Raw genomic sequence first — 20,134 nt, 5'->3', positions numbered from 1 at the left:
TCCTTGTGGCGGCACCTTGCCGCCTGCCGACACGTTGGCGCCCTGCCCTTGCCGCGCGCAAACGGTTTGCGACGAAACCGGGCTGGGGGCGATGAAACCGACCCAGCGCCGGTGCAATGCCGAGCCCGTGCCCGGCTGCGCTTCGTGGCGACCTCATGGAACCCGCGCTGCACGGGGGCGCTGACAGCGGCTCCTGCCGCTGCCTTGGGCTCTACAGCGCCCGATGGCGGTTGCCGGCCAACGGCCGGCACGACCGTTACTCGAACGAGCCGACCGAATCGTGGGCCAGGTTGTCGAAGCGGGTGTATTCGCCAAAGAACTTCAGCTTGCACGAACCGGTCGGGCCACCACGGTGCTTGCCGATGATGATCTCGGCCAAGCCCTTGTCTGGCGAATTTTCCTTGTTGTAGTAATCGTCGCGGTAGATGAAGACGATCATGTCCGCGTCCTGCTCGATTGCGCCCGATTCGCGAAGGTCGGCCATCACCGGGCGCTTGTCGGTACGCGTTTCCAGCGAGCGGTTGAGCTGCGACAACGCGATCACTGGAACGTTCAGTTCCTTGGCCAGGCCCTTCAGCGAACGCGAGATTTCCGAGATTTCAGTCGCGCGGTTCTCGCTGTTGCCCGGCACGCTCATCAGCTGCAGATAGTCGATCACCACCAGGCCCAGGTCATGCTCGCGCTTGAGGCGGCGGCACTTGGAACGCAGCACTTCAGGCGACACGCCGGGCGTGTCGTCGATGAAGATCTTGGTTTCCTTCAGCATCTTGATCGCGCTGGTGACACGGCTCCAGTCCTCGTCTTCCAGCTGGCCGGTACGCAGGCGCTGCGCGTTGATGCGGCCATTGGAGGAAATCAGGCGCATCGCCAACTGCGCGGCCGACATTTCCATCGAGAACACGGCCACGCCTTTCTTCGATTTGATCGCTGCGTACTCGGCGATGTTCAGTGCGAAGGTGGTCTTGCCCATGGCCGGGCGCGCGGCAAGGATGATCAGGTCGGTCGGCTGCAGGCCGGAGGTCATTGCGTCGAAATCGGTATAACCGGTCGGCAGGCCGGTAATGTTGCCGCCGTTCTCGAAACGACTGCGCAGCTCTTCGAAGGCATCCTTCAGTGCACCGGGCATCGCCACGAAATCGGTACGGCCGCGTGCGCCCTGTTCGGCGATGGCGAACACGCTCTTTTCTGCCGAGGCCAGCAGCTCGCTGCTGTCACGCCCTTCGGGCTGGAAGCCGTCGTTGACGATATCCGTGCCGACCTGGATCAGCTGCCGCAGCACCGCCTTGTCACGCACGATCTCGGCATAGGCCACGATGTTGGCGGCTGACGGCGTGGTACTGGCCAGCTCGACCAGGTAGGCGCCATCACCCACCAGTTCCATCTTGCCCTGCGATTCGAACCACTCGCCCAAGGTCACCGCATCGAACGGCCGCTCGCGCTCGGACAGCTCACGGATTGCGCGATAGATCATCTGGTGGTCGCGGCGGTAGAAGTCGCTTTCGGTCAGCTGGTCATTGACCCGGTCGTAGGCCTCCGGGGCCAGCATCAGGCCACCCAGCACCGCCTGCTCGGCTTCCACCGAATGCGGCGGTACCCGCAGCTGGTCGATGCGCGACTCGTCGCGTTCGCGATCGAAGCCATCACCGCGCTCTCTGCGGTTGGAACGGAAGCCGGGGCGAGCGGACATGCTGCGATGTTTCCTGCAAAAGTGGGCGAGACGAGTGTAGGCATGTGCCGCCCCCGGCGGCGATGGACAAGCCTGTGGATAAACCGTGGGAAAACGGGGGATATCCGCCGGTACCTGGCCAGACTGGCGTGGGAGCGTCGCACTGCCTGCGACGGGCGCCGTTGCGGCGCCCGAGCACGCATTATCGCAGATGGGGGTGTCGACCGCTGGCGTCAATCGCCCTTGACGTGCACCGCGATCAGCGCCAGGAACCGGTCCATATAGCCCTGCAGGAATTTCTGCGTGCCCTCGTTGTGGACCGTGGCGTCGGCATCGATCAGGCCGTCCTTGAAATGAATGAATGCCTCTGGCTGGCCGAGCACGTGCATGTCCAGGAAGGCCAGGCTGTTGCGCAGATGCTGCTGGGCCACGGCGGTGCCGATCTGGCCGATGGAGGCGCCGATCACCGCCGCCGGCTTGCCGGCAAACGCACTGTCACCATACGGGCGCGATCCGATATCGATGGCGTTCTTGAGCACGCCGGGCACCGACCGGTTGTACTCGGGTGTCACGAACAGCACCGCGTCGGCGGCGCGCACCTGGTCCTTCAGCCGGGTGCCCTGCGGCGGATAATCGGCGTCGAAATCCTGGTCGTACAACGGCAGATCGCCGATCTGCACATACTGGAAGCGCGCGCGATCACCGGCGAGCTTCTCCAGCGCATGGGCCAGCTTGCGGTTGCAGGAATCCTTGCGCAGGCTGCCAACGAACACGGCGATGGTGGGGACGGACATCGGGACATACTCCTCACGGTGCGGGAGCACCAGCCTAGTCGCCGGGCCCTTGCAGGCCGGTGAAGATCAGCCGCCCGTCACGCCCGCACGCACCTGCCGCCAATGCGCCTGCCAGGCCTGGAACATCAGCACGTTCCACAGATGGGTATGCCACTTGCGCTGGCCGCCGAGGAACTGCTGCCACAGCGGCTGTATGGCGGCCGCCGACAGCACGCCCTCCCGCTCCAGCCGTGCCGGCTGCAACAGCTCTTCGGCCCACGGCCGCAGGTCGCCCTTCAGCCAGTCACTGACCGGTGCGCCGAAACCGCGCTTGGGACGGTGCACCATCGACTGCGGCACATAACGGCCCAGCACGCGCTTGAGCAGCACCTTGCTGGTGGTCTCACTGCGCTTGAAGCCCAGCGGCAGCGACCAGGCGAACTCGGCCACGCGTGAATCCAGCAACGGTGCGCGCGCTTCCAGGCTGACCGCCATCGAGGTCCGGTCGACCTTGCACAGCAGATCATCCGGCAGGTAGGTCAGGTAATCGGCCAGCATCATCGCGTCGGCCGGTGTGCCGGCGCCGTGCAACGGATCGGCCAGATCATAGAAGCTGCCGGCAGCCTGCGCGCCCGGCACTGCCGCTGTCGGGTCGCGCCAGCGCGAGATGCGGTTGCGGTACACGTCACCGATGCCACGCGCGCCGGACTCGGCCAACAGCGCGGCCAAGCCGCCGGTACGCGAGGCCTCGCCCTGCTGCTGGGAGCGCGCGCCCATCCAGCGCCGCAGCGGCCCAGGCACGCGCCCCAGCATCTGCCAGTTGCGCAGCGCGCGCACATAGCGGGTGTAGCCGAAGAACAGTTCATCGCCACCATCGCCGGAAAGCGCCACGGTCACGCCCTGCCGCGCCAGCCGGGCGACCAGCGCGGTCGGTACCTGCGAGGCATCGGCGAAGGGTTCGTCAAACATCGCCGGCAACTGCGGCACCACCGCCAGTGCATCGGCGCCACTCACGTAGAGTTCGGTGTGGTCACAGCCCAGGTGCGCGGCCAGTTCCTTGGCCAGCGGCGCCTCGTCGTGGCTCGAATCGGTAAATCCGATGCTGAAACTGTGCACCGGCTGCCCGCTCTGCGCCTGCATCAGCGCCGCCACCAGCGACGAATCGGTACCCCCGGACAGGAACACGCCCACCGGCACGTCGGCCACCATGCGCAGCGCCACTGCGTCGCGCAGCAGCCCGTCCAGCTGCTCCTCGGCCTCCTCGATGCGGCCCTGGAACGGCGCAGCCAGCGCCGCCTGCATGCGTGCACGTGCATCCCAGTAGGGGCGCTGCGCCTGTTCCGGGCGATGCGCCGAAGTGCCCGCCGCCACGGCTTCGGCATCCAGGCGCAGCACGCGGCCCGGCATCAGCTTGTAGCAGCGCTGGTGGATGCTGTGCGGGGCTGGAATGTAGTCCAGCCGCAGCAGCAGGGTCAGTGCGTCACGGTCGATGTCGTTGTCGAAGGCCGGGTGCTGCCACAGCGCCTTCAGTTCGGAGCCGAACACCAGGGTGTCCCCGGCCCAGCCGTAGTACAACGGCTTCTTGCCAACGCGGTCGCGGGCCAGCCACAGGCATTGCTGCTGGCGGTCCCACAGCGCGATGGCGAACATGCCGTTGCAGCGCTGCAGGGTGTCTTCCATGCCCCATTGCAGGATCGCTGCCAGCAGCACCTCGGTGTCGGAGTGACCACGGAAGACATGCCCCAATGGCTCCAGTTCTGCACGCAGGGCAACGAAGTTGTAGACCTCACCGTTGTACGCCATCACATAGCGGCCGTCGGCCGAAGCCATCGGCTGGTGGCCCAGCGGCGACAGGTCGAGAATGCTCAGGCGACGGTGTGCCAGCGCGATGCCTGCACCGGCATCGACCCAGTTGCCGCCATCATCCGGCCCGCGATGGTGCAGCGCTTCGCCCATGGCCAGCACCTGCGCCTGCAGTAGCTCGGCCGACGCCACAGGCGCCGGCAACAACATTCCCGCCAATCCACACATGCATCAAGGTTCCTGCGCCAGTTCAAGGGCGGCGCCAATCACCGCATTGTCGCTTGGAAGCCCGAACATTGCTGCCCCCGCCAACGGGGTGTAGGTATCGGCACCGCAGACCCGGCGCAGTGGCAGATGGCCGAAACCGGCCTCGACCAGTGCGGTCACCACGCCCTCGCCCACCCCGCCACTGTGCCGGCCCTCGTCCAGCACCAGCACCCGCCGTGCGCTGGCGGCCTGGGCGGCGATGAAGCCGGCATCCAGCGGCACCAGCCAGCGCAGGTCGACCACCCGCACCTGCCAGCCCAGCTGCTGCCCGATGGCTCGCGCTGCGCGCAATGCCATCGGCACGCCGTTGCCATACGTGTAGACCACCAGATCGCCCGCCTCCGGCCCGTAAACACGGCCTTCGCCCGGCACCAGTGCCCGGCCCTGGGCCGGATAGTCGAACAGCCACTGGCCATCGCCCGGCTCATGCAGGTCCTTGCTCATGTACAGCGCGATCGGCTCCAGGAACACCGCCACGCGCCCATCCACCCGCGCCAGCGCCGCCAGCGTGCGCAGCATCATCACCGCATCGTCGCCGCGCGACGGGCAGCCGACCACCAGCCCGGGGATGTCGCGCAGGGCGGTGATCGAGTTGTCGTTGTGGAAGTGGCCGCCGAAGCCCTTCTGGTAGCCCAGCCCGGCCACCCGCAGCAGCATCGGGTTGCGGTACTGGTCGTTGGAGAAGAACTGCAGCGAACAGGCCTCGCCACGCAGCTGGTCGATGGCATTGTGCAGGTAGGCCAGGTACTGGATTTCCGGAATCGGCAGCATGCCCATGTTGGCCAGGCCCTGCGCCATGCCCAGGATCATGGTTTCGTCCAGCAGGGTGTTGAACACCCGGCGTGGCCCGAAGCGGCGCAGCAGATCCTTTGTGACAGTGTACACACCGCCCTTCTGGGCCACGTCCTCGCCGAACAGCAGGCTCTGCGGATACTTCGCCAGCAATTCCTGCAGGCCGTGGTTGATCTGGATCGCCAGATGCCGCGGCGCCTGTCGTTCGGGCAATGCCTCGATACCACCATAGAGTGCCTCGCGCGCTTCGGCAGCGACCTCGCGCTGCGCTTCGGCCTGCACCGCTGCCGGCGTGTACGGTGCGAGCGGCGCCATCACCTCCCGCAGCGACCCCAGCTTCGCCCCGCCTTCAGCCTCGGTGGCAGCGGCCATGCAGCGCGCACGCATCGTCTCGTAGGCCGTCTCGATCGCGGCCGCATCCATCCAGCCCGACTCCAGTGCGATCTGCGCCGAGCGCAGCAGCGGATCCTGCGCCTCGGCCGCGCACAGCTCCGGCAACGCCCGCCATTCCACTTCGAAGTCGGTGCCGGCGTGGCCCATCAGGCGCGTGGTGCGCAGATGCAGGAAAGTCGGTCGCCGCGTTCGCCGGCAGTGTTCCACCGCGGCCTGCACCTGGGCGTGCCCGGTGGCCAGGTCCAGCCCATCGGCGAAGAAATAGTCCAGCCCCGGCTGGTGGCTGAAGCGCTCGGCGATCCAGCCATCGGGGGTCTTCACCGAGATGCCCAGGCCGTTGTCCTCGCAGACGAACAGGATTGGCGCCGGCAGTTTCTGGTAGGCCGCCCACATCGCGGTGTTGAACGCCGTCTGCGCGGTAGCGTGATTGGCCGAGGCGTCGCCGAACGAGCAGAGCACGATACTGTCGGCGGGAACCGGCAGCGCCTGCGCCAGCCGCTTGCCACTCTCGATGGCCAGCGCGGTGCCCAGCGCTTTCGGCAGGTGCGAGGCGATGGTCGAAGTCTGCGGCAGCACCCACAGCGGCTTGCTGCCCCACACTTTGTGGCGGCCACCACTGGCCGGATCATCGGCGCAGGCAGCGAAGGAAAGCGCAGCATCGCGCAACGGGTCGATGCCCGCCACCTGGCGCGAACGCTCGGCCATGAAGGCGCCGGAACGATAGTGCAGGAAGGCAGGATCGGTGTGCCGGCAGGCCCGCGCCAGCAGCGCGTTGCCTTCATGGCCGGACGACCCGATGGTGTAGAAGACCTTGTTCTGCACGCGCAGCACGCGCGCCATCAGGTCCAGCTGGCGGCTGGCCAGCTGCGAGTCGAACAGTTCATCGAAGGCGGCAGCGGTGAGCGTACTGCCGGGCAGGATCGGAGCATCTGCCGCGGGTCGCGGGCGCGGCGTCCCGCGCCACCCGCGCACCGTCTCAAGGAAATTGACGTCGCACACCTCGGCGCGGTTGAGCCCCCGCATGCGTGCGGGAATCGGATCCGGAACCACAGCGAACATCGAACACCCTCCGTGTCGTTGTTGCGTTCCGCCCGGCAATACCGGGCGCTACCCTGTGGGCATCAAGCCGCCTCGAAACGCGAGCGCACCTCGGCGGTCACCGCCGGCATCGGCAGGAAGCGCGGCTGCGCACGCACGCGCTGCAGCCAGGCGCGCACCTCGGGGAATGGCTCCAGGCTGATGCCGCCCTCGCCTGCCACGTCGGTGTAGGCAAACAGGGCGATATCGGCGATGCCGTAGCTGCTGCCGGTGAACCACTGCGCCTGGCGAAGGTGCTGCTCCATCACCGCCAGCGCGGTGGCGGCGCGCTCGTGCAACCGTGGCAGCTCGGCGCGGCGTGGCGAGTCGGGCGCCGTCCAGCCCCGGATGAAGCGCGCTACCGCCACGCACGGCTCGTGCGTGTACTGCTCGAAGAACATCCAGCTCAACGCCTGCGCACGCTCCCAGCCATCGCTGGGCAGGTAGGGCGTGCCTTCTGCCAGCCAGAACAGGATCGCGTTGGATTCGGTCAGCACGCGGCCGTCGTCGCGGACGATCAGCGGCACCTTGGCATTCGGGTTGAGCGCAAGGAATTCGGGCGTGTGGGTCTGGCCATGGGCACTGTCCACTTCCACCCAGCGGTAACGGCTCCCGAGCTGCTCAAGCAGCAGCCGGACCTTGTGGCAATTGCCCGAGACCGACATGCCATGCACCGTCAGCGGGACGCGCTCTTCCACCATTGCCTGCTCCATCGGATCCGGCCGGCGGCCGGCTGCGTGCAGTCTGGCAAGTGCGCCAGGGAATGCCAAGCGCGGATGCAGCATGGCAACCAGGTAACGCTGGCCGCGGGCCGGCGATTGCACGAATGCTGCCGCAACATGGTTGCCGGCCAGCGGCCGGCACTACCAGGCAACGCTCAGCGCGCGCGTTGCCGCCACTGCTCGCGCGACTGGCCCCAGATCTGCATCCGCTTGTCGTTGTAAGGCGGCGGCAATTCGCCCATGCGCAGCAACCTGCTGCCGAGCTTGCGCGCGACCGCCCGCGAGTTGTCGTTGTTCTCGGCGATGGTATGGATCACCTCGTGCCAACCCAGCGTGTCGAAGGCCCAGTCGATCGCCGCGACCGCCGCTTCCGGCGCATAGCCCCGGCCCCAGCTGGCGCGGCGGATGCCCCAGCCGACCTCTGTACCCGGCCAGTCCTGCGGTTGCCAGGGGCCCATCCGCCCGATCCAGTCCCCGCTGGATTTTTCGATCACGCTGAACATCGAGAAGCCGAACAGCTGCCAGGCGCCAGCCAGGCTGCAGAAGCCGCGCCAGGCTACCGAAGGCGGCTGCACGCCACCGAGGGTGCGCATCGTTTCCTCGTCGGCGCAGAACGCCAGATAGGGTTCGTAGTCCTCGCGCCGCAGCGGGCGCAGGATCAGGCGCTCGGTTTCCAGGCGCAGGTCGAAGATGCTCATGCCGACTCCATGTCGAAGGGGCCACCATGATGGTGGATTCGGCCTCCACACGGATGAATGCCCGCGCTCACAACGAAACGGGCCGGCATGCGCCGGCCCGTCGGGTACAGCACGTATTCTGGATTACTGGCGCGTGGCCGCAGTGGCGCCGGCAGCAGCGGTCTGCGTGACCAGCTGGCCATCGACCACCGGCAGGCGATCGCTGGCCGGCTTGTTGTCCATGCGCACGGTCTTCTCGGCGCCGTCGTAGCGGTAGGTCACGTTGTAGCCCTTCACCACGTCATTGGTGCCCATGGCGATGCGGTTGCCCGGCTTGCTGGCCATGCGCATGGTACCGGTGGTGCCGTCTTCGTTGCGGTAGGTCACGTTGTAGCCGGTAACACGGCTCGACTCGGAGGTGGCGGTCTCGGTGTGGCACTGGCGCTCGGTGCGGTTGACCACGCGGCCACCCACGTGGCGCTTGTCGATCTGGTTGCCGATGAAGCCACCGGCCACCGCGCCTGCGGCGGTCGCGGCCTTCTTGCCGTTGCCGCCGCCAACCTGGTTGCCGAGCAGGCCGCCGACCACGGCGCCGACCACGGTGCCACCGACGTTGCCATCACGCTCCGGCAGGCGTTCCTGCACGGTCACGTCCTGGCACACCTCGTGCGGGGTCTGGGTGGTGGAAGTCTCGCGCACCGGATCGGTGCCGATCACAGTGGCGTAGGCCTTCTGCTTCTCGGTGATCGGGTCGACCTTCAGCACGTCGGCGTATTCCAGCCCACGCGGCGCAGACGGGTCGAGCCTGTCACCACGTGCGCCATCGTCGGTGGCACTGCCGTCGACCAGGCGCGACTCGCCATTGGGGGTGGTGGCGCTGATGGAATCGGGCGATTTGTCGCCACTCTTCATGAAGGCGGCGGTGGCGATGCCACCGACCAGCAGCGCGCCCGCTGCGACCAGGACAGTTGTAGTTGTGCTTTTCATGACCTGCTCCTTGCGGACCATCCGCAACGTTCTCGAACCAGATTGCAGCATGCGCTGCCTGAACGGAATCTCCACATTTCCTGCTCATTCCTGTAACCCATTCAGCATCGGGAAACGCTGGGCCCGTGGTAGCGTTTGCATATTCCCCACGAGGATTTCCGCCATGGCCAACCCGATGCTGCTGCCGGTACTGCAATGGGCCCGCCGGCTGCGCTACCCCACCCTGTTCAAGCTTACAGCGGGCCTGTTCGTGCTGACGCTGTTCATCCCGGACCCGATCCCGTTCGTCGATGAGCTGGTGCTCGGCTTCGGCACCCTGCTGCTGGCCAACTGGAAAAGCCGCCACGCTGCCACGGTTGCGCCGTCGCTGGAACAGCGTTGAGCCCGCTGGTCGACAGCCACTGCCACCTCGATGCCGGCGAGTTCGACAGTGACCGCAGCGCCGTGATCGCGCGCGCGCAGGCCGCTGGCGTGCGCCTGCAGGTGGTGCCGGCGGTGACCGCGGCCAGCTGGCCGAAGCTGCGCGTGGTCTGCCAGCAGGCGCCGGGGCTGCATCCGGCCTACGGGCTGCACCCGATGTTCCTGGCCGAGCACCGGCCCGACCATCTGCCGCTGCTGCGCGAATGGATCGAGCGCGAACGCCCGTGTGCGATCGGCGAATGCGGGCTGGATTTCTTCGTCGAGGGGCTGGATGAGGAGGCGCAACAGGCGCATTTCATCGGTCAGCTGCAACTGGCCCGCGAGTTCGAGCTGCCGGTAATCGTGCACGCGCGACGCGCGGTGGACGCGGTGATCGCCGCGGTCCGCCGTATCGGCGGCCTGCGCGGCGTGGTGCACAGCTTTTCCGGCAGCCCCGAACAGGCTGCGCAGCTGCACCGGCAGGGCTTCCTGCTCGGTCTCGGTGGTCCGCTGACCTATGAGCGTGCCCAGCGCCTGCAGCGGCTGGTGCGCGACATGCCACTGGAACAGCTGCTGCTGGAGACCGACGCACCCGACCAGCCCGACGCGGGCATCCGTGGCCAGCGCAATGAACCAGCGCGCCTGGCAACCATCGCCCGTCACGTGGCCGCACTGCGCGGGATGGAGCTGGAGGCAGTGGCCCGGATCACCACGGAAAACGCACGGCGGCTGTTCGCGCTGCCGGCGCTATAACGGTACTGCCGGCCGGCACCAGCGCTGATTCGATCATTCCGGAGTTGCCGGCCAGCGGCCGGCACTACCATCACGCCTCGGCGTCATCCTCGACCACTTCAGCCTTCACCTTCTTCGGCTCCAGCAGCATTTCCAGCGCCTTGCCCACTGCGGCGAAGGCGAACGCACCGGTGATGTGGGTCGCCGCCCCCAGGCCTGCACCACAATCGAGCTTCAATGCCGCATCGGCGCCCAGGTTCGGCCGGATGCCGCACACACTGCCATCGGCCTGCGGGTACTTCACGTTCTCCAGCGAATACACCGCCGGCACGCCAAAGTAGCGCTTGGCATTCCTAGGGAAGTTGAACTCGCTGCGCAGCTTCTTGCGGATCAGTGCCAGCATGGCATCGTGCTCGGTGCGCGAGACATCGCGGATGCGAACCAGGGTCGGATCGGTGCGACCACCGGCAGCCCCCACGGTCAGCAGCGGCAGCTTGCGGCGACGGCACCAGGCGATCGTCTCGACCTTGACCCGGAAGCTGTCGCAGGCATCGATCACCAAGTCGAAGCCACGGTCCAGCAACTCGGCCATGTTCGACACGGTCAGGAATGCCTGCACGGCATCGACCTCGATGTCCGGGTTGATCGCGCGGCAACGCTCGGCCATCGCCTCGGCCTTGTTGCGGCCGTAGTTGCCTTCCATCGCCGGCAGCTGCCGGTTGGTGTTGGACACGCAGATGTCATCGGCATCGATCAGGGTCAGGTGGCCGACCGCAGAGCGGGCCAATGCCTCCACCACCCACGAGCCGACGCCGCCCATGCCCACCACCGCCACGCGGCTGCCCTGCAGGCGCTCGAGTGCGCCCACGCCATACAGCCGTTCGATGCCGGCGAAGCGTTGTTTGACCAGTTCGTTCATGCCGCTATTTTAACGTGCACCTGCCGGCACCTGCTGCGCGCCGGCATCGAACCCACCGTTGCACGCCGAAGAGCCTGCCATGAACGCCAGCCCGCCCCGCCGCCCGTCCCCTGCCTACCGTTACCTGTTCGTGCTCGGCCTGGGCCTGCAGATCGGGCTGGTCGCCACGGTGATGGTCGGCCGTGCCCTGCAGTCCCGCCGCGACCCGTTCCCCGACAGCCTGATGCAGGTGATGCAACGGCAGTCGCAGCTGCTGCTGCAGGCCCAGCAGCAGAACCGCTGCAGCCTGGCCGACAGCGTGCCGCGGTTGCAGGCAATGCGCTTGCTGTCCAACGACCTGGATCTTGGCTTCCCCTGGCTGAAGGACAGCGCGCAGTTCCAGCAGCATGCCAGCCAGCTGCGCGGCAGCCTCAATGCCGCCTTGGCCGCGCCGCCCAGCGACTGCACGGCCCTGGCGCAGGTGGTGGAAACGGTGCAGGCCGATTGCCGCGCCTGCCACCAGGACTTCCGCTGAGCCGCATTCATCCTGCAGCCGGGCAAGGGCTGCGCGGTTGGCGCCTTGTTCACGTTCAAAAGGGGACGATTCGTCCACCCTGCTGCACGACGCAGTACCACCCAACGCACCCGCCTTCACGGCCAGGAGACGCCCCATGAAGATCCAGCTCATCGCCGCCAGCGCCATCGCTACCCTCGCCCTGGCTGGCTGTGCCACCTCCCCCGGCTATGGCGGTGGCGGCTACAACAACGGCTACAACAACGGCGGCTACGGCAACAACGGCGGCTACAACCAGGGCCGTTGTGCCGACTGCGGCATCGTCACCCGCATCAACACCGTGCCCTCGGGCCGCACTGCGCCCAGCGCGACCGGCGCGATCCTCGGCGGCATCGTCGGCGCGGTGGCTGGCCACGAGATCTCCGACCACACCGGCGGCAGCCGTGGCAACAAGAACATCGCCGCCGCTGCGGGCGCGGTCGGCGGCGCGCTGGCGGGCAACCAGATCCAGAAGAACGTCACCAGCGATACCTACGACATCAGCGTGCGCATGGACGATGGCCGCACCATCGTGGTCAACCAGCGCGACCTCGGCGGCATCCGCGAAAACACCTACGTGCGCGTAGTCAACGGCAAGGTCATCCTGCGCTGATCTGCACCGGGCCGATCGCAAAGAAAAAGGCCCGCTTGCGCGGGCCTTTTTCATGCGACGGCTTGCAGCGCGATCAGGTCGGCTGCACGGCGTCGGCCTGCAGGCCTTTCTGGCCCTGCACGACGGTGAAGGTGACCTTCTGGCCTTCCTTCAGGCTCTTGAAGCCCTGGGTCTGGATGGCGCGGAAGTGCACGAACACGTCTTCGCCGTTTTCACGGCTGATGAAGCCGAAGCCCTTCGCATCGTTGAACCACTTGACGGTACCGGTCTCGCGATCAGACATCTCACTAACTCCCTGGTGACTCTCTCTTGTTGTTGGAAACGCCTGGTGGGCGGCTGACAAGCAAGGGGGAAGCGAGGTGCATCGATGCAGCGGATCGAGAAGATCTTGCTTCATCAGGCCACGATCCACGGTGACCTTGCCAAGCTCAGCGACTGCAACTTAACCCGCCCAAAACGAAAAAGCAACTGGCAAAATCTTTCACTGTCAACCCCAAAACGGCCACCATACGGGACAGCATGGGACTCTCATTCATCTTGTATCTGCTAGCGGTCATTTTTGTCCTCGCCGGCATCGCGGGCATCATCCTCCCGGCCCTGCCCGGCATCCCGCTGGTGTTCATCGGACTGCTGCTGGCGGCCTGGGCGGACGGCTTCGTCCACGTCGGCTGGCCGACCCTGGTTGCGCTGGGCGTACTGACCGTCCTCTCGCTGCTGGCGGACGTGCTGGCGACCGTAGTGGGTGCACAGCGGGTGGGTGCCAGCCGCAAGGCGCTGTGGGGCACCTTCGCCGGCAGCATCGTGGGGCTGTTCTTCATGCCCATCGGCCTGTTTGCGGGCCCACTGCTCGGCGCCCTGCTCGGCGAGTACTGGCACACCCGCGAGCTGGGCCGCTCGACCAGGGTGGGACTGGCCACTTGGCTCGGCATCCTGCTCGGCCTGGCGCTGAAACTGGCCGTAGTGATCGCGATGCTTGGCCTGTTCGCCTTCGCGTGGTTCCTGTAATCGGCACCGCCTTCACGCCGCACGCACGCGGTGGGCGTGCATAAACCGTGGGGGCTGGCCGCGACCCGGTACAGCCGCCACACTGTGCGACTCCCGTATTCACCGAAGGGCCTGCTGGAATGACCCTCCCCCCGCTGCTTCCCCGCCTCGCACCGCTGGCGCTGGCCTTGGCCAGTGCTCCGCTCGCTGCGCAGGAGTTCGCGCCCAGCGCCGAAGCCTCGCCGGCCGCATGTGCGGCGATTACCACAGACGCTGCCCGCCTGGCCTGTTATGACCGGCAGTTCGGGCGCTCCGCGCAGTCCACCGCCGAGGCCGACGCTGCCGCCGAGGCAGCAGCACAGGCCCGTCGCGAAGAACGACAGACTGCACGCGTAAGCCAGGGCGAAGAGAAACTGCGCGAGCGGGTCAGTGATCTGCTCCGCCCAGCAGAGCCCGACAGCGCGCTGGCAAACGCTGGCCGGGGCTCACTGCTGGACAGCCGCTGGGAACTGGCCGAGGACTCCAAGCTCGGCCCGTTCCAGCTGCGCGCCTACAAGCCGGTGTACCTGCTGCCTGCGTTCTGGACCAGCGACCGCAACACCACACCGCATTCGCCGAATCCGGCCAACACGGTCACCACGCCGCAGGTGCTGGACAGTGCCGAGCTGAAGTTCCAGATCAGTTTCAAGACCAAGATCGCCGAGAACCTGTTCGGCGACAACGGCGACATCTGGGCCGGCTACACCCAGAGCTCGCGCTGGCAGGCCTACAACAGCGAGGATTCGCGCCCCTTCCGCGAAACCAATTACGAACCGGAAGTGATGATGGTCTTCCGCAACGGCTACTCGATCGGTGGCTGGCGCGGGCGGATGACCGGCATCGCGCTGAACCACCAGTCCAATGGCCGGGCCGACCCACTGTCGCGCAGCTGGAACCGGGTCATGCTCAACATCGGCCTGGACCGCGAGAACTGGGCGCTGGTGCTGCGCCCCTGGTACCGCATCCCGGAAACCCGCAGCGATGACAACAACCCGGACATCGAGGATTACATGGGCCGCGGTGACGCGACCCTGACCTGGAACCGCAACGGCCACGAAGTCTCGTTGATGGCACGCCATTCGCTGCGCACCGGCAGCCGCTCGCACGGCGCCCTGCAGCTGGATTACGGCTTCCCGATCAGCAACCTGCTGCGCGGCCATGTGCAGGTCTTCGACGGCTACGGCGAAAGCCTGATCGATTACAACCACAAGGCCACCTACGTGGGCGTGGGTGTGTCCCTGCTGGAGTGGTTCTGATGGACGTGACGATCTGGCACAACCCGGCCTGCAGCAACTCGCGCGGCGCACTGAAGCTGATCCGCGATGCAGGCTTCGATCCGGAGGTGATCGAATACCTGGGCAACCCACCCGATGCGGCCACGCTGCGCCAGGTGCTGGCCGAATCCGGACTGGACGCGCGGGCGCTGGTGCGCAACAAGGAGGCGCAGTTCACCGAACTTGGCCTGGAGGATGCGGACGAGGCCACGCTGCTGGCCGCGATGGCCGAACACCCGCGCCTGATCAACCGCCCCGTGGTGCGTACGCCCAAGGGCACGCGGCTGTGCCGCCCGCCGGAAACGGTGCTGGAGATCCTGTAACCCGCACTGCCAGAGCCGAGCCCTGGCCGGCTGCTGCCCGGCTGCTGCTCGCGTGCCACCCGTGAATGCAGCCGAGCGTGGCTCGGCGCTGCAGAACGGGCTACTGCCAGTCGGTGATGCCCTCGCGGCGATACACCTCGGCGAACGCCGGGCGCGCCTTCATCGACGTGGCATGCGCCTTCAGCGCCGGCCAGGTGTCGCTGGGCCTCGGCATGTTGCGCGACCAGCGCATCAGCATCACCAGCATGTAGTCGGCCACGCAGGGCGTGGCGCCCAGCAGGTAGGGGCCATGTGCATGCAGGTGCGCGGCCACATGCTGCCAGGCCGCTTCCAGGCGCTGCCGTGCCATCCCGCGGCTGGCCTCGATATTCGCCTCGCCCGCCATTTCGTGTGGATAGAACCATGCTCGATAGGCCGGCTGCAGCGTATTGGCACACCAGAACATCCAACGGTAGGCATCGGCGCGCTGCGGTGTGCCCAGCGCGGGCAGCAGGTTGGCGTCCGGATGGCGATCAGCCAGGTACAGTGCAATGGCCGCCGCTTCGGTCAGTACCAGGCCATCGATCAGCAGCGTCGGCACCACGCCAGCAGGGTTCAGTGCCAGGTACTCAGCCGACTTGTGCTCGCGTGCGTCGAAATCCAGCAGCACCAGTTCGTGCTCGATGCCGAGTTCGATCAGCAGCCAGTGCACCACCAGGGCGGCGGTGCTTGTCGAACCATACAGCGTGGTGCTCATGCGCAAGTCCCGGGTGGATGAATCGGCCGATTATGCCCTGCACGGGCAATCGTTGCTCAGCCGCAGCGGCTCATGCAGGTATCGCGGCCTTCGCTACAGGACATGATCGGCGTGCGTATCGCGCAGTCGTGTGTCTTCAGTTCACAGGAACGGCGCAGTTCGGGATTGGCAACGTCCTTGCAGCGTTTGTCCGGCGCCGGCACCATCTGTTGTTCGCAGCTGAAGTCGTTGCTGCCGATACTCCCCCGCGCCATGCAGCTCCGATAATCGGCCTGGCATTGCACGCGGCACTGCGAGGAGGCGGAGAAATCCGCACCTTCATAGGAGGACGTTGTGCTGCAGCCGGCCAGGACCAGCAGGAACACGGTCGCGACGGATCGATGCAGGCGCATGGGCACATCCAGTGCAGGGATGTGCCGACCCTAGCAGACTACGGTTACTCGTGCAGGCCCGACGCGCGCCCCGATCAGTACACGGGAACACCGGTGTCGGTGCGAACGTCATTCACGGTGCCGCCGCAGGAGAGCAGGCATTGGGCGTACGGAGCGCCGCATGAAGGAAGCACCGGGGGACCGCAGTAGTTGCCGGCACCGTTGCCCCCTTCGCAGTTGTGCCGCTGCTTGTCATCGGCGATATCACTGCAACGGCTGATGACCCGGCTCTTCTCGCTTTCGCAGCTGCGCTGATCCGACTCGGCAAGGGCGCGGTTGTGGAAGTCGCACGTTGCCTTCCGGTTCTCGCAGACCGACGCGCAGATCTTCCCCGCTTCGTGGGTGGGAGGCTCGACGAAGTAACGTGGCCCGCAGGCGCTGCACGCCAGCGCAGCGACCAGCAACACGAAAACACGCGGCCACTGCAGCACGATGGACTCCCTTCCAGAACGCCAGCCAGTACGTTAGCAGAGCAGGCCACGCGCAGGCAGGCTGCACACAACAACGGCGCCACACGGGCGCCGTTGTCTGAACACTGGGTGGAAGGATTACTCCACCACCACCGGAATCTTGCCAATACGGGCCTGCCATTCGCGCGGGCCGGTCTTGTGCACCGATTCGCCGGTGGAATCGACGGCCACGGTCACGGGCATGTCCTGCACGGTGAACTCGTAGATCGCTTCCATGCCCAGGTCGGCGAAACCGACCACCTTGGCCGCCTTGATCGCCTTGGACACCAGGTAGGCCGAACCACCAACGGCCATCAGGTAGGCCGACTTGTGCTTCTTGATCGCTTCGATGGCGGCCGGGCCGCGCTCGGCCTTGCCGACCATGCCCAGCAGGCCGGTCTGCGCCAGCACCTGCTCGGTGAACTTGTCCATGCGGGTCGCCGTGGTCGGGCCGGCCGGGCCCACCACTTCGTCGCGCACAGGATCTACCGGGCCGACGTAGTAGATGAAGCGGCCCTTCAGATCCACCGGCAGTTCCTCGCCCTTGTTGAGCATGTCGACCATGCGCTTGTGCGCGGCGTCGCGGCCGGTCAGCAGCTTGCCGTTGAGCAGCAGGGTCTGGCCCGGCTTCCAGCTGGCCACGTCTTCCGGGGTGATCGTGTCCAGGTCCACGCGGGTGCCCTTGGACGCGTCATAGGTCAGCTTCGGCCAGTCTTCCAGCGACGGCGGGTCCAGCATCACCGGGCCGCTGCCATCCAGGGTGAAGTGCGCATGGCGGGTGGCCGCGCAGTTCGGGATCATCGCCACCGGCAGGTTGGCCGCGTGGGTCGGGTAATCCTTGATCTTGATGTCGAGCACGGTGGTCAGGCCCCCCAGGCCCTGCGCACCAATGCCAAGCGCGTTGACCTTCTCGTACAGCTCCAGGCGCAGCTCTTCAATGCGGTTGGACGCGCCCCGGGCCTGCAGTTCGGTGATGTCGATCGGCTCCATCAGCGCTTCCTTGGCCAGCAGCATCGCCTTCTCGGCGGTGCCACCGATGCCGATGCCGAGCATGCCCGGCGGGCACCAGCCGGCGCCCATGGTCGGCACGGTCTTCAGCACCCAGTCGACGATGGAATCGGACGGGTTGAGCATGGCGAACTTGGTCTTCGCTTCCGAACCACCGCCCTTGGCGGCGACGATCACGTCGACGGTGTTGCCCGGCACCACCTTGACGTTGACCACGCCCGGAGTGTTGTCCTTGGTATTGATGCGCTTGCCGGCCGGATCAGCCAGCACAGAGGCGCGCAGCTTGTTGTCCGGGTGCATGTAGGCGCGGCGAACGCCCTCATTGGCCATCTCTTCCACGCCCATGGTGGCGTCGTCCCAGCGCACGTCCATGCCGATTTCCAGGAACACGGTGACGATGCCGGTGTCCTGGCAGATCGGGCGGTGGCCCTCGGCGCACATGCGCGAATTGATCAGGATCTGGGCCATCGCTTCCTTCGCGGCCGGCGACTCCTCGCGCTCGTAGGCAGCGGCGAGGTTCTTGATGTAGTCGACCGGGTGGTAGTACGAGATGTACTGCAGCGCGTCGGCGATGGACTGGATGAGGTCTTCCTGCTTGATCGATGTCACGGCTTGCTCGCTTGCTCGAGGCTGGCGGGGGTAATCCGCCCATTTTACCCCCTCCCCCGGCCCCGGGGTGGTCGTGCTGGGCGCTGGCCGGCAAGATCAGATCCAGAAGCCCTGTCACGCCCCGCCCCGTTGGCGCGTCCTTGCCCACATGAACGCCGAAATCGCTTTCCAGACCCACCGCCCGCGCCTGATGGCCCTGGCCTATCGCCTGCTCGGCAGCCGCGCCGACGCCGAAGACGTGGTCCAGGATGCCTGGCTGCGCTGGTCCGGCGCCGATCCGGCCGGCGTCCGCGACCCCGAGGCCTGGCTGGTCACCACCACCACGCGGCTCGGCCTGGACCGCCTGCGTGCGGCCAAGCGCGAGCGCGCGCACTACGTCGGGCCGTGGCTGGCCGAGCCGCTGGCCGTCACGCTGGAGCCTGACCCGGCGCCCGGCCCGGCCCAGCTGCATGCGCTGGCCGACGATGTCTCGGTGGCCTTCCTGACCTTGCTCGAACAACTCGGCCCCGAAGAACGCGCCGCCTTCCTGCTGAAAGAGGCCTTCGACCACGACTATCGCGAGATCGCCGAGCTGATCGGTCACAGCGAGGCCAACTGCCGGCAGATGGTGCACCGTGCCCGGCAACGCCTGCAGGCCCGGCGGCCGCGCTTCAACGCCGATGCCAGCCAGCACCGGCAGCTGCTGGCGCGCTTCATGGACGCCTCGCAGCGCGGCGACAGCGAGGCGATCCAAGCCCTGCTGCACGCCAACGCGCAACTGGTCTCCGACGGTGGCGGCGTGGTTACCGCAGCGATCCGCCCACTGCTGGGTGCCGAGCGCATCGGCCGCCTGTTCTGGGCCATCGCCCGCCGTGGCGCGGTGCATCCGGCCCACCTGGGCTGCGTCAATGGCGAGCCGGCGATTCTGCGCTTCCAGGGCGACCGCCTGCACTCGATCACCACCATCGAAGTGGTCGATGGCCGCATCGCCAACGTGTACAGCGTGTTGAATCCGGAGAAGCTGCCGGACGTTGTCACGCGCGGCGACGGTAGGGCGTCCTGGTAGTGAAAGGCGGCCACTGTGGCCGCCGTGGAGCCCACGATGTCGAACCATGCCTCTCCCCGCGTCCCCTACACCCGCCTGGCCGCCGAGGCCTTCAAGGGCCTGCTGGCCACCAGCCAGGCGGTGCATGACAGCTCGGTCGATCCGACCCTGATGGAACTGGTGTTCCTGCGCGTGTCGCAGCTCAACGGCTGCGGCTACTGCATGGACATGCACGGCACTGCGCTGCGCAAGGGCGGCATCGAGCCGCGCAAGCTCGATACGCTGCCCGCCTGGCACGAAAGCCGCTTCTTTGATGCCCGTGAACGTGCGGCGCTGGGCTGGGCCGAGGCGCTGACCCGGCTGACCGACGGTGCGCCGTCGCAGGCGGCGTTCGATGCACTGGCACCGCACTTCGATGAGAAGGGCATCAGTGACCTGAGCATGGGCATTGCGGTGATCAATGCGTGGAACCGGCTGGGTGCGGGGTTGCTGCCGCCGCTGCCGTAAAAGGGGCCTGTTGGCCGGGCTGCCGCCCGGCACCCGCAGAGACCAGAGCAACAGCTGGAGCAACGGCAGAAGCTGGCTCTTCTGCGGGTTGGCAGGGTGGGTCAGGTCGCAGGGGACGCTGCAAGTACGTCCATGTAAGCTCGGTCGCCGCATCCATGCGGCTCACGCCCCTACGACCTGACCCACCCCGCCCTCGACAGACTTCTACTGCTGTTGGTAGGTGTCGACCTTGGTCGACACGGTAGGTCCACGCCATGCGTGGATGCGGGGGGGTCGGATCCCTTCGCTTCGCGATGGGCTCTGACCCGATCCGGGCTGATGGGGTCAGAGCCCGTTGCGTGGCAGAGGGATCGGACCCCGGTGCCGGCCACACGGCTGCACTGACCCCCTCTGCACGT

General features: G+C 66.9%; 22 protein-coding genes. 9 read left to right on the top strand and 13 right to left on the bottom strand.

All coding sequences use genetic code 11. The annotated features are described in order from the left end of the window. Positions 1–256: 256 nt before the first annotated feature. From ROV95_RS10830 to ROV95_RS10800, 7 genes are all read right to left on the bottom strand, one after another. Entirely contained in the window at positions 257–1,687 is a 1,431-nt protein-coding gene (locus ROV95_RS10830; RefSeq protein WP_019660415.1) for a replicative DNA helicase, read from the bottom strand. Between the two features lie 212 nt (positions 1,688–1,899). After that, positions 1,900–2,460, bottom strand: a complete 561-nt coding sequence (locus ROV95_RS10825) for an NAD(P)H-dependent oxidoreductase (RefSeq protein WP_312544337.1) — start codon at positions 2,458–2,460, stop codon at positions 1,900–1,902. 66 nt (positions 2,461–2,526) lie between these two features. Then, positions 2,527–4,470: an asparagine synthase (glutamine-hydrolyzing) gene (asnB, locus tag ROV95_RS10820; protein ID WP_312544335.1), complete on the bottom strand. Its 1,944-nt coding sequence runs from the start codon at positions 4,468–4,470 to the stop codon at positions 2,527–2,529. Between the two features lie 3 nt (positions 4,471–4,473). After that, complete coding sequence (locus ROV95_RS10815; RefSeq protein WP_312544334.1) at positions 4,474–6,753, bottom strand: thiamine pyrophosphate-dependent enzyme; 2,280 nt, start codon at positions 6,751–6,753, stop codon at positions 4,474–4,476. A gap of 62 nt (positions 6,754–6,815) precedes the next feature. After that, positions 6,816–7,472 (bottom strand): glutathione S-transferase family protein, encoded by a 657-nt coding sequence (locus ROV95_RS10810; protein WP_031269994.1) that lies wholly within the window; start codon positions 7,470–7,472, stop codon positions 6,816–6,818. Positions 7,473–7,648: 176 nt separating this feature from the next. After that, the gene (locus ROV95_RS10805) at positions 7,649–8,191 is read right to left on the bottom strand and encodes a GNAT family N-acetyltransferase (RefSeq protein ID WP_155029827.1); all 543 of its coding nucleotides are present in this window, start codon (positions 8,189–8,191) and stop codon (positions 7,649–7,651) included. A gap of 123 nt (positions 8,192–8,314) precedes the next feature. Further along, positions 8,315–9,157, bottom strand: coding sequence for a glycine zipper 2TM domain-containing protein (locus ROV95_RS10800; RefSeq protein WP_026347069.1), 843 nt, complete (start codon positions 9,155–9,157; stop codon positions 8,315–8,317). Positions 9,158–9,320: 163 nt separating this feature from the next. Between ROV95_RS10800 and ROV95_RS10795 the strand changes: the two genes are divergently transcribed. Both ROV95_RS10795 and ROV95_RS10790 read left to right on the top strand, forming a co-directional pair. After that, entirely contained in the window at positions 9,321–9,539 is a 219-nt protein-coding gene (locus tag ROV95_RS10795) for a DUF6116 family protein (protein ID WP_019660422.1), read from the top strand. After that, positions 9,536–10,309: a TatD family hydrolase gene (locus ROV95_RS10790; protein ID WP_312544331.1), complete on the top strand. Its 774-nt coding sequence runs from the start codon at positions 9,536–9,538 to the stop codon at positions 10,307–10,309. Before ROV95_RS10795 ends, ROV95_RS10790 begins: the two co-directional genes overlap by 4 nt. A 70-nt stretch (positions 10,310–10,379) precedes the next feature. Here the strand turns inward: ROV95_RS10790 and ROV95_RS10785 are convergent, their stop codons facing one another. Beyond that, positions 10,380–11,207 carry a tRNA threonylcarbamoyladenosine dehydratase gene (locus ROV95_RS10785; protein ID WP_312544330.1) on the bottom strand — a complete coding sequence of 276 codons (828 nt, stop codon included), beginning with the start codon at positions 11,205–11,207 and terminating at the stop codon, positions 10,380–10,382. Between the two features lie 79 nt (positions 11,208–11,286). On the opposite strand from ROV95_RS10785, the gene ROV95_RS10780 reads away from it, so the two are divergent. Then, positions 11,287–11,721 carry a hypothetical protein gene (locus tag ROV95_RS10780; protein ID WP_312544328.1) on the top strand — a complete coding sequence of 145 codons (435 nt, stop codon included), beginning with the start codon at positions 11,287–11,289 and terminating at the stop codon, positions 11,719–11,721. A gap of 136 nt (positions 11,722–11,857) precedes the next feature. Next, positions 11,858–12,352, top strand: coding sequence for a glycine zipper 2TM domain-containing protein (locus ROV95_RS10775; protein WP_005410289.1), 495 nt, complete (start codon positions 11,858–11,860; stop codon positions 12,350–12,352). Between the two features lie 73 nt (positions 12,353–12,425). On the opposite strand, the gene ROV95_RS10770 is transcribed toward ROV95_RS10775, so the two are convergent. After that, on the bottom strand, positions 12,426–12,635 hold the full coding sequence (locus ROV95_RS10770) for a cold-shock protein (RefSeq protein ID WP_005410290.1): 210 nt from the start codon (positions 12,633–12,635) through the stop codon (positions 12,426–12,428). Positions 12,636–12,871: 236 nt separating this feature from the next. Between ROV95_RS10770 and ROV95_RS10765 the strand changes: the two genes are divergently transcribed. The 3 genes from ROV95_RS10765 (at position 12,872) to arsC (ending at position 14,972) form a co-directional block, all read left to right on the top strand. Continuing rightward, positions 12,872–13,357, top strand: a complete 486-nt coding sequence (locus tag ROV95_RS10765; protein ID WP_019660426.1) for a DUF456 domain-containing protein — start codon at positions 12,872–12,874, stop codon at positions 13,355–13,357. 119 nt (positions 13,358–13,476) lie between these two features. After that, entirely contained in the window at positions 13,477–14,631 is a 1,155-nt protein-coding gene (locus ROV95_RS10760; RefSeq protein ID WP_019660427.1) for a phospholipase A, read from the top strand. Further along, complete coding sequence (arsC, locus tag ROV95_RS10755; protein ID WP_019660428.1) at positions 14,631–14,972, top strand: arsenate reductase (glutaredoxin); 342 nt, start codon at positions 14,631–14,633, stop codon at positions 14,970–14,972. Before ROV95_RS10760 ends, arsC begins: the two co-directional genes overlap by 1 nt. A gap of 100 nt (positions 14,973–15,072) precedes the next feature. Here the strand turns inward: arsC and ROV95_RS10750 are convergent, their stop codons facing one another. The 4 genes from ROV95_RS10750 to ROV95_RS10735 form a co-directional block, all read right to left on the bottom strand. Next, positions 15,073–15,708, bottom strand: a complete 636-nt coding sequence (locus ROV95_RS10750; protein WP_019660429.1) for a glutathione S-transferase family protein — start codon at positions 15,706–15,708, stop codon at positions 15,073–15,075. Between the two features lie 56 nt (positions 15,709–15,764). Next, the gene (locus ROV95_RS10745) at positions 15,765–16,100 is read right to left on the bottom strand and encodes a hypothetical protein (RefSeq protein ID WP_019660430.1); all 336 of its coding nucleotides are present in this window, start codon (positions 16,098–16,100) and stop codon (positions 15,765–15,767) included. Between the two features lie 74 nt (positions 16,101–16,174). Further along, entirely contained in the window at positions 16,175–16,570 is a 396-nt protein-coding gene (locus tag ROV95_RS10740; protein WP_021203025.1) for a hypothetical protein, read from the bottom strand. Positions 16,571–16,687: 117 nt separating this feature from the next. Continuing rightward, the gene (locus ROV95_RS10735) at positions 16,688–18,205 is read right to left on the bottom strand and encodes a fumarate hydratase (RefSeq protein WP_019660432.1); all 1,518 of its coding nucleotides are present in this window, start codon (positions 18,203–18,205) and stop codon (positions 16,688–16,690) included. A 148-nt stretch (positions 18,206–18,353) separates the two neighbouring features. On the opposite strand from ROV95_RS10735, the gene ROV95_RS10730 reads away from it, so the two are divergent. Further along, positions 18,354–19,250, top strand: coding sequence for an RNA polymerase sigma-70 factor (locus tag ROV95_RS10730; RefSeq protein WP_312544324.1), 897 nt, complete (start codon positions 18,354–18,356; stop codon positions 19,248–19,250). Positions 19,251–19,286: 36 nt separating this feature from the next. Next, on the top strand, positions 19,287–19,736 hold the full coding sequence (locus ROV95_RS10725) for a carboxymuconolactone decarboxylase family protein (protein WP_019660434.1): 450 nt from the start codon (positions 19,287–19,289) through the stop codon (positions 19,734–19,736). Positions 19,737–20,134: the final 398 nt, after the last annotated feature.

Origin of the sequence: Stenotrophomonas maltophilia group sp. msm1, from assembly GCF_032025805.1 — a bacterium.
In the GTDB taxonomy this organism is placed as follows: Bacteria; Pseudomonadota; Gammaproteobacteria; order Xanthomonadales; family Xanthomonadaceae; genus Stenotrophomonas; species Stenotrophomonas hibiscicola.
This window is presented reverse-complemented; position numbering and strand designations above follow the sequence as displayed.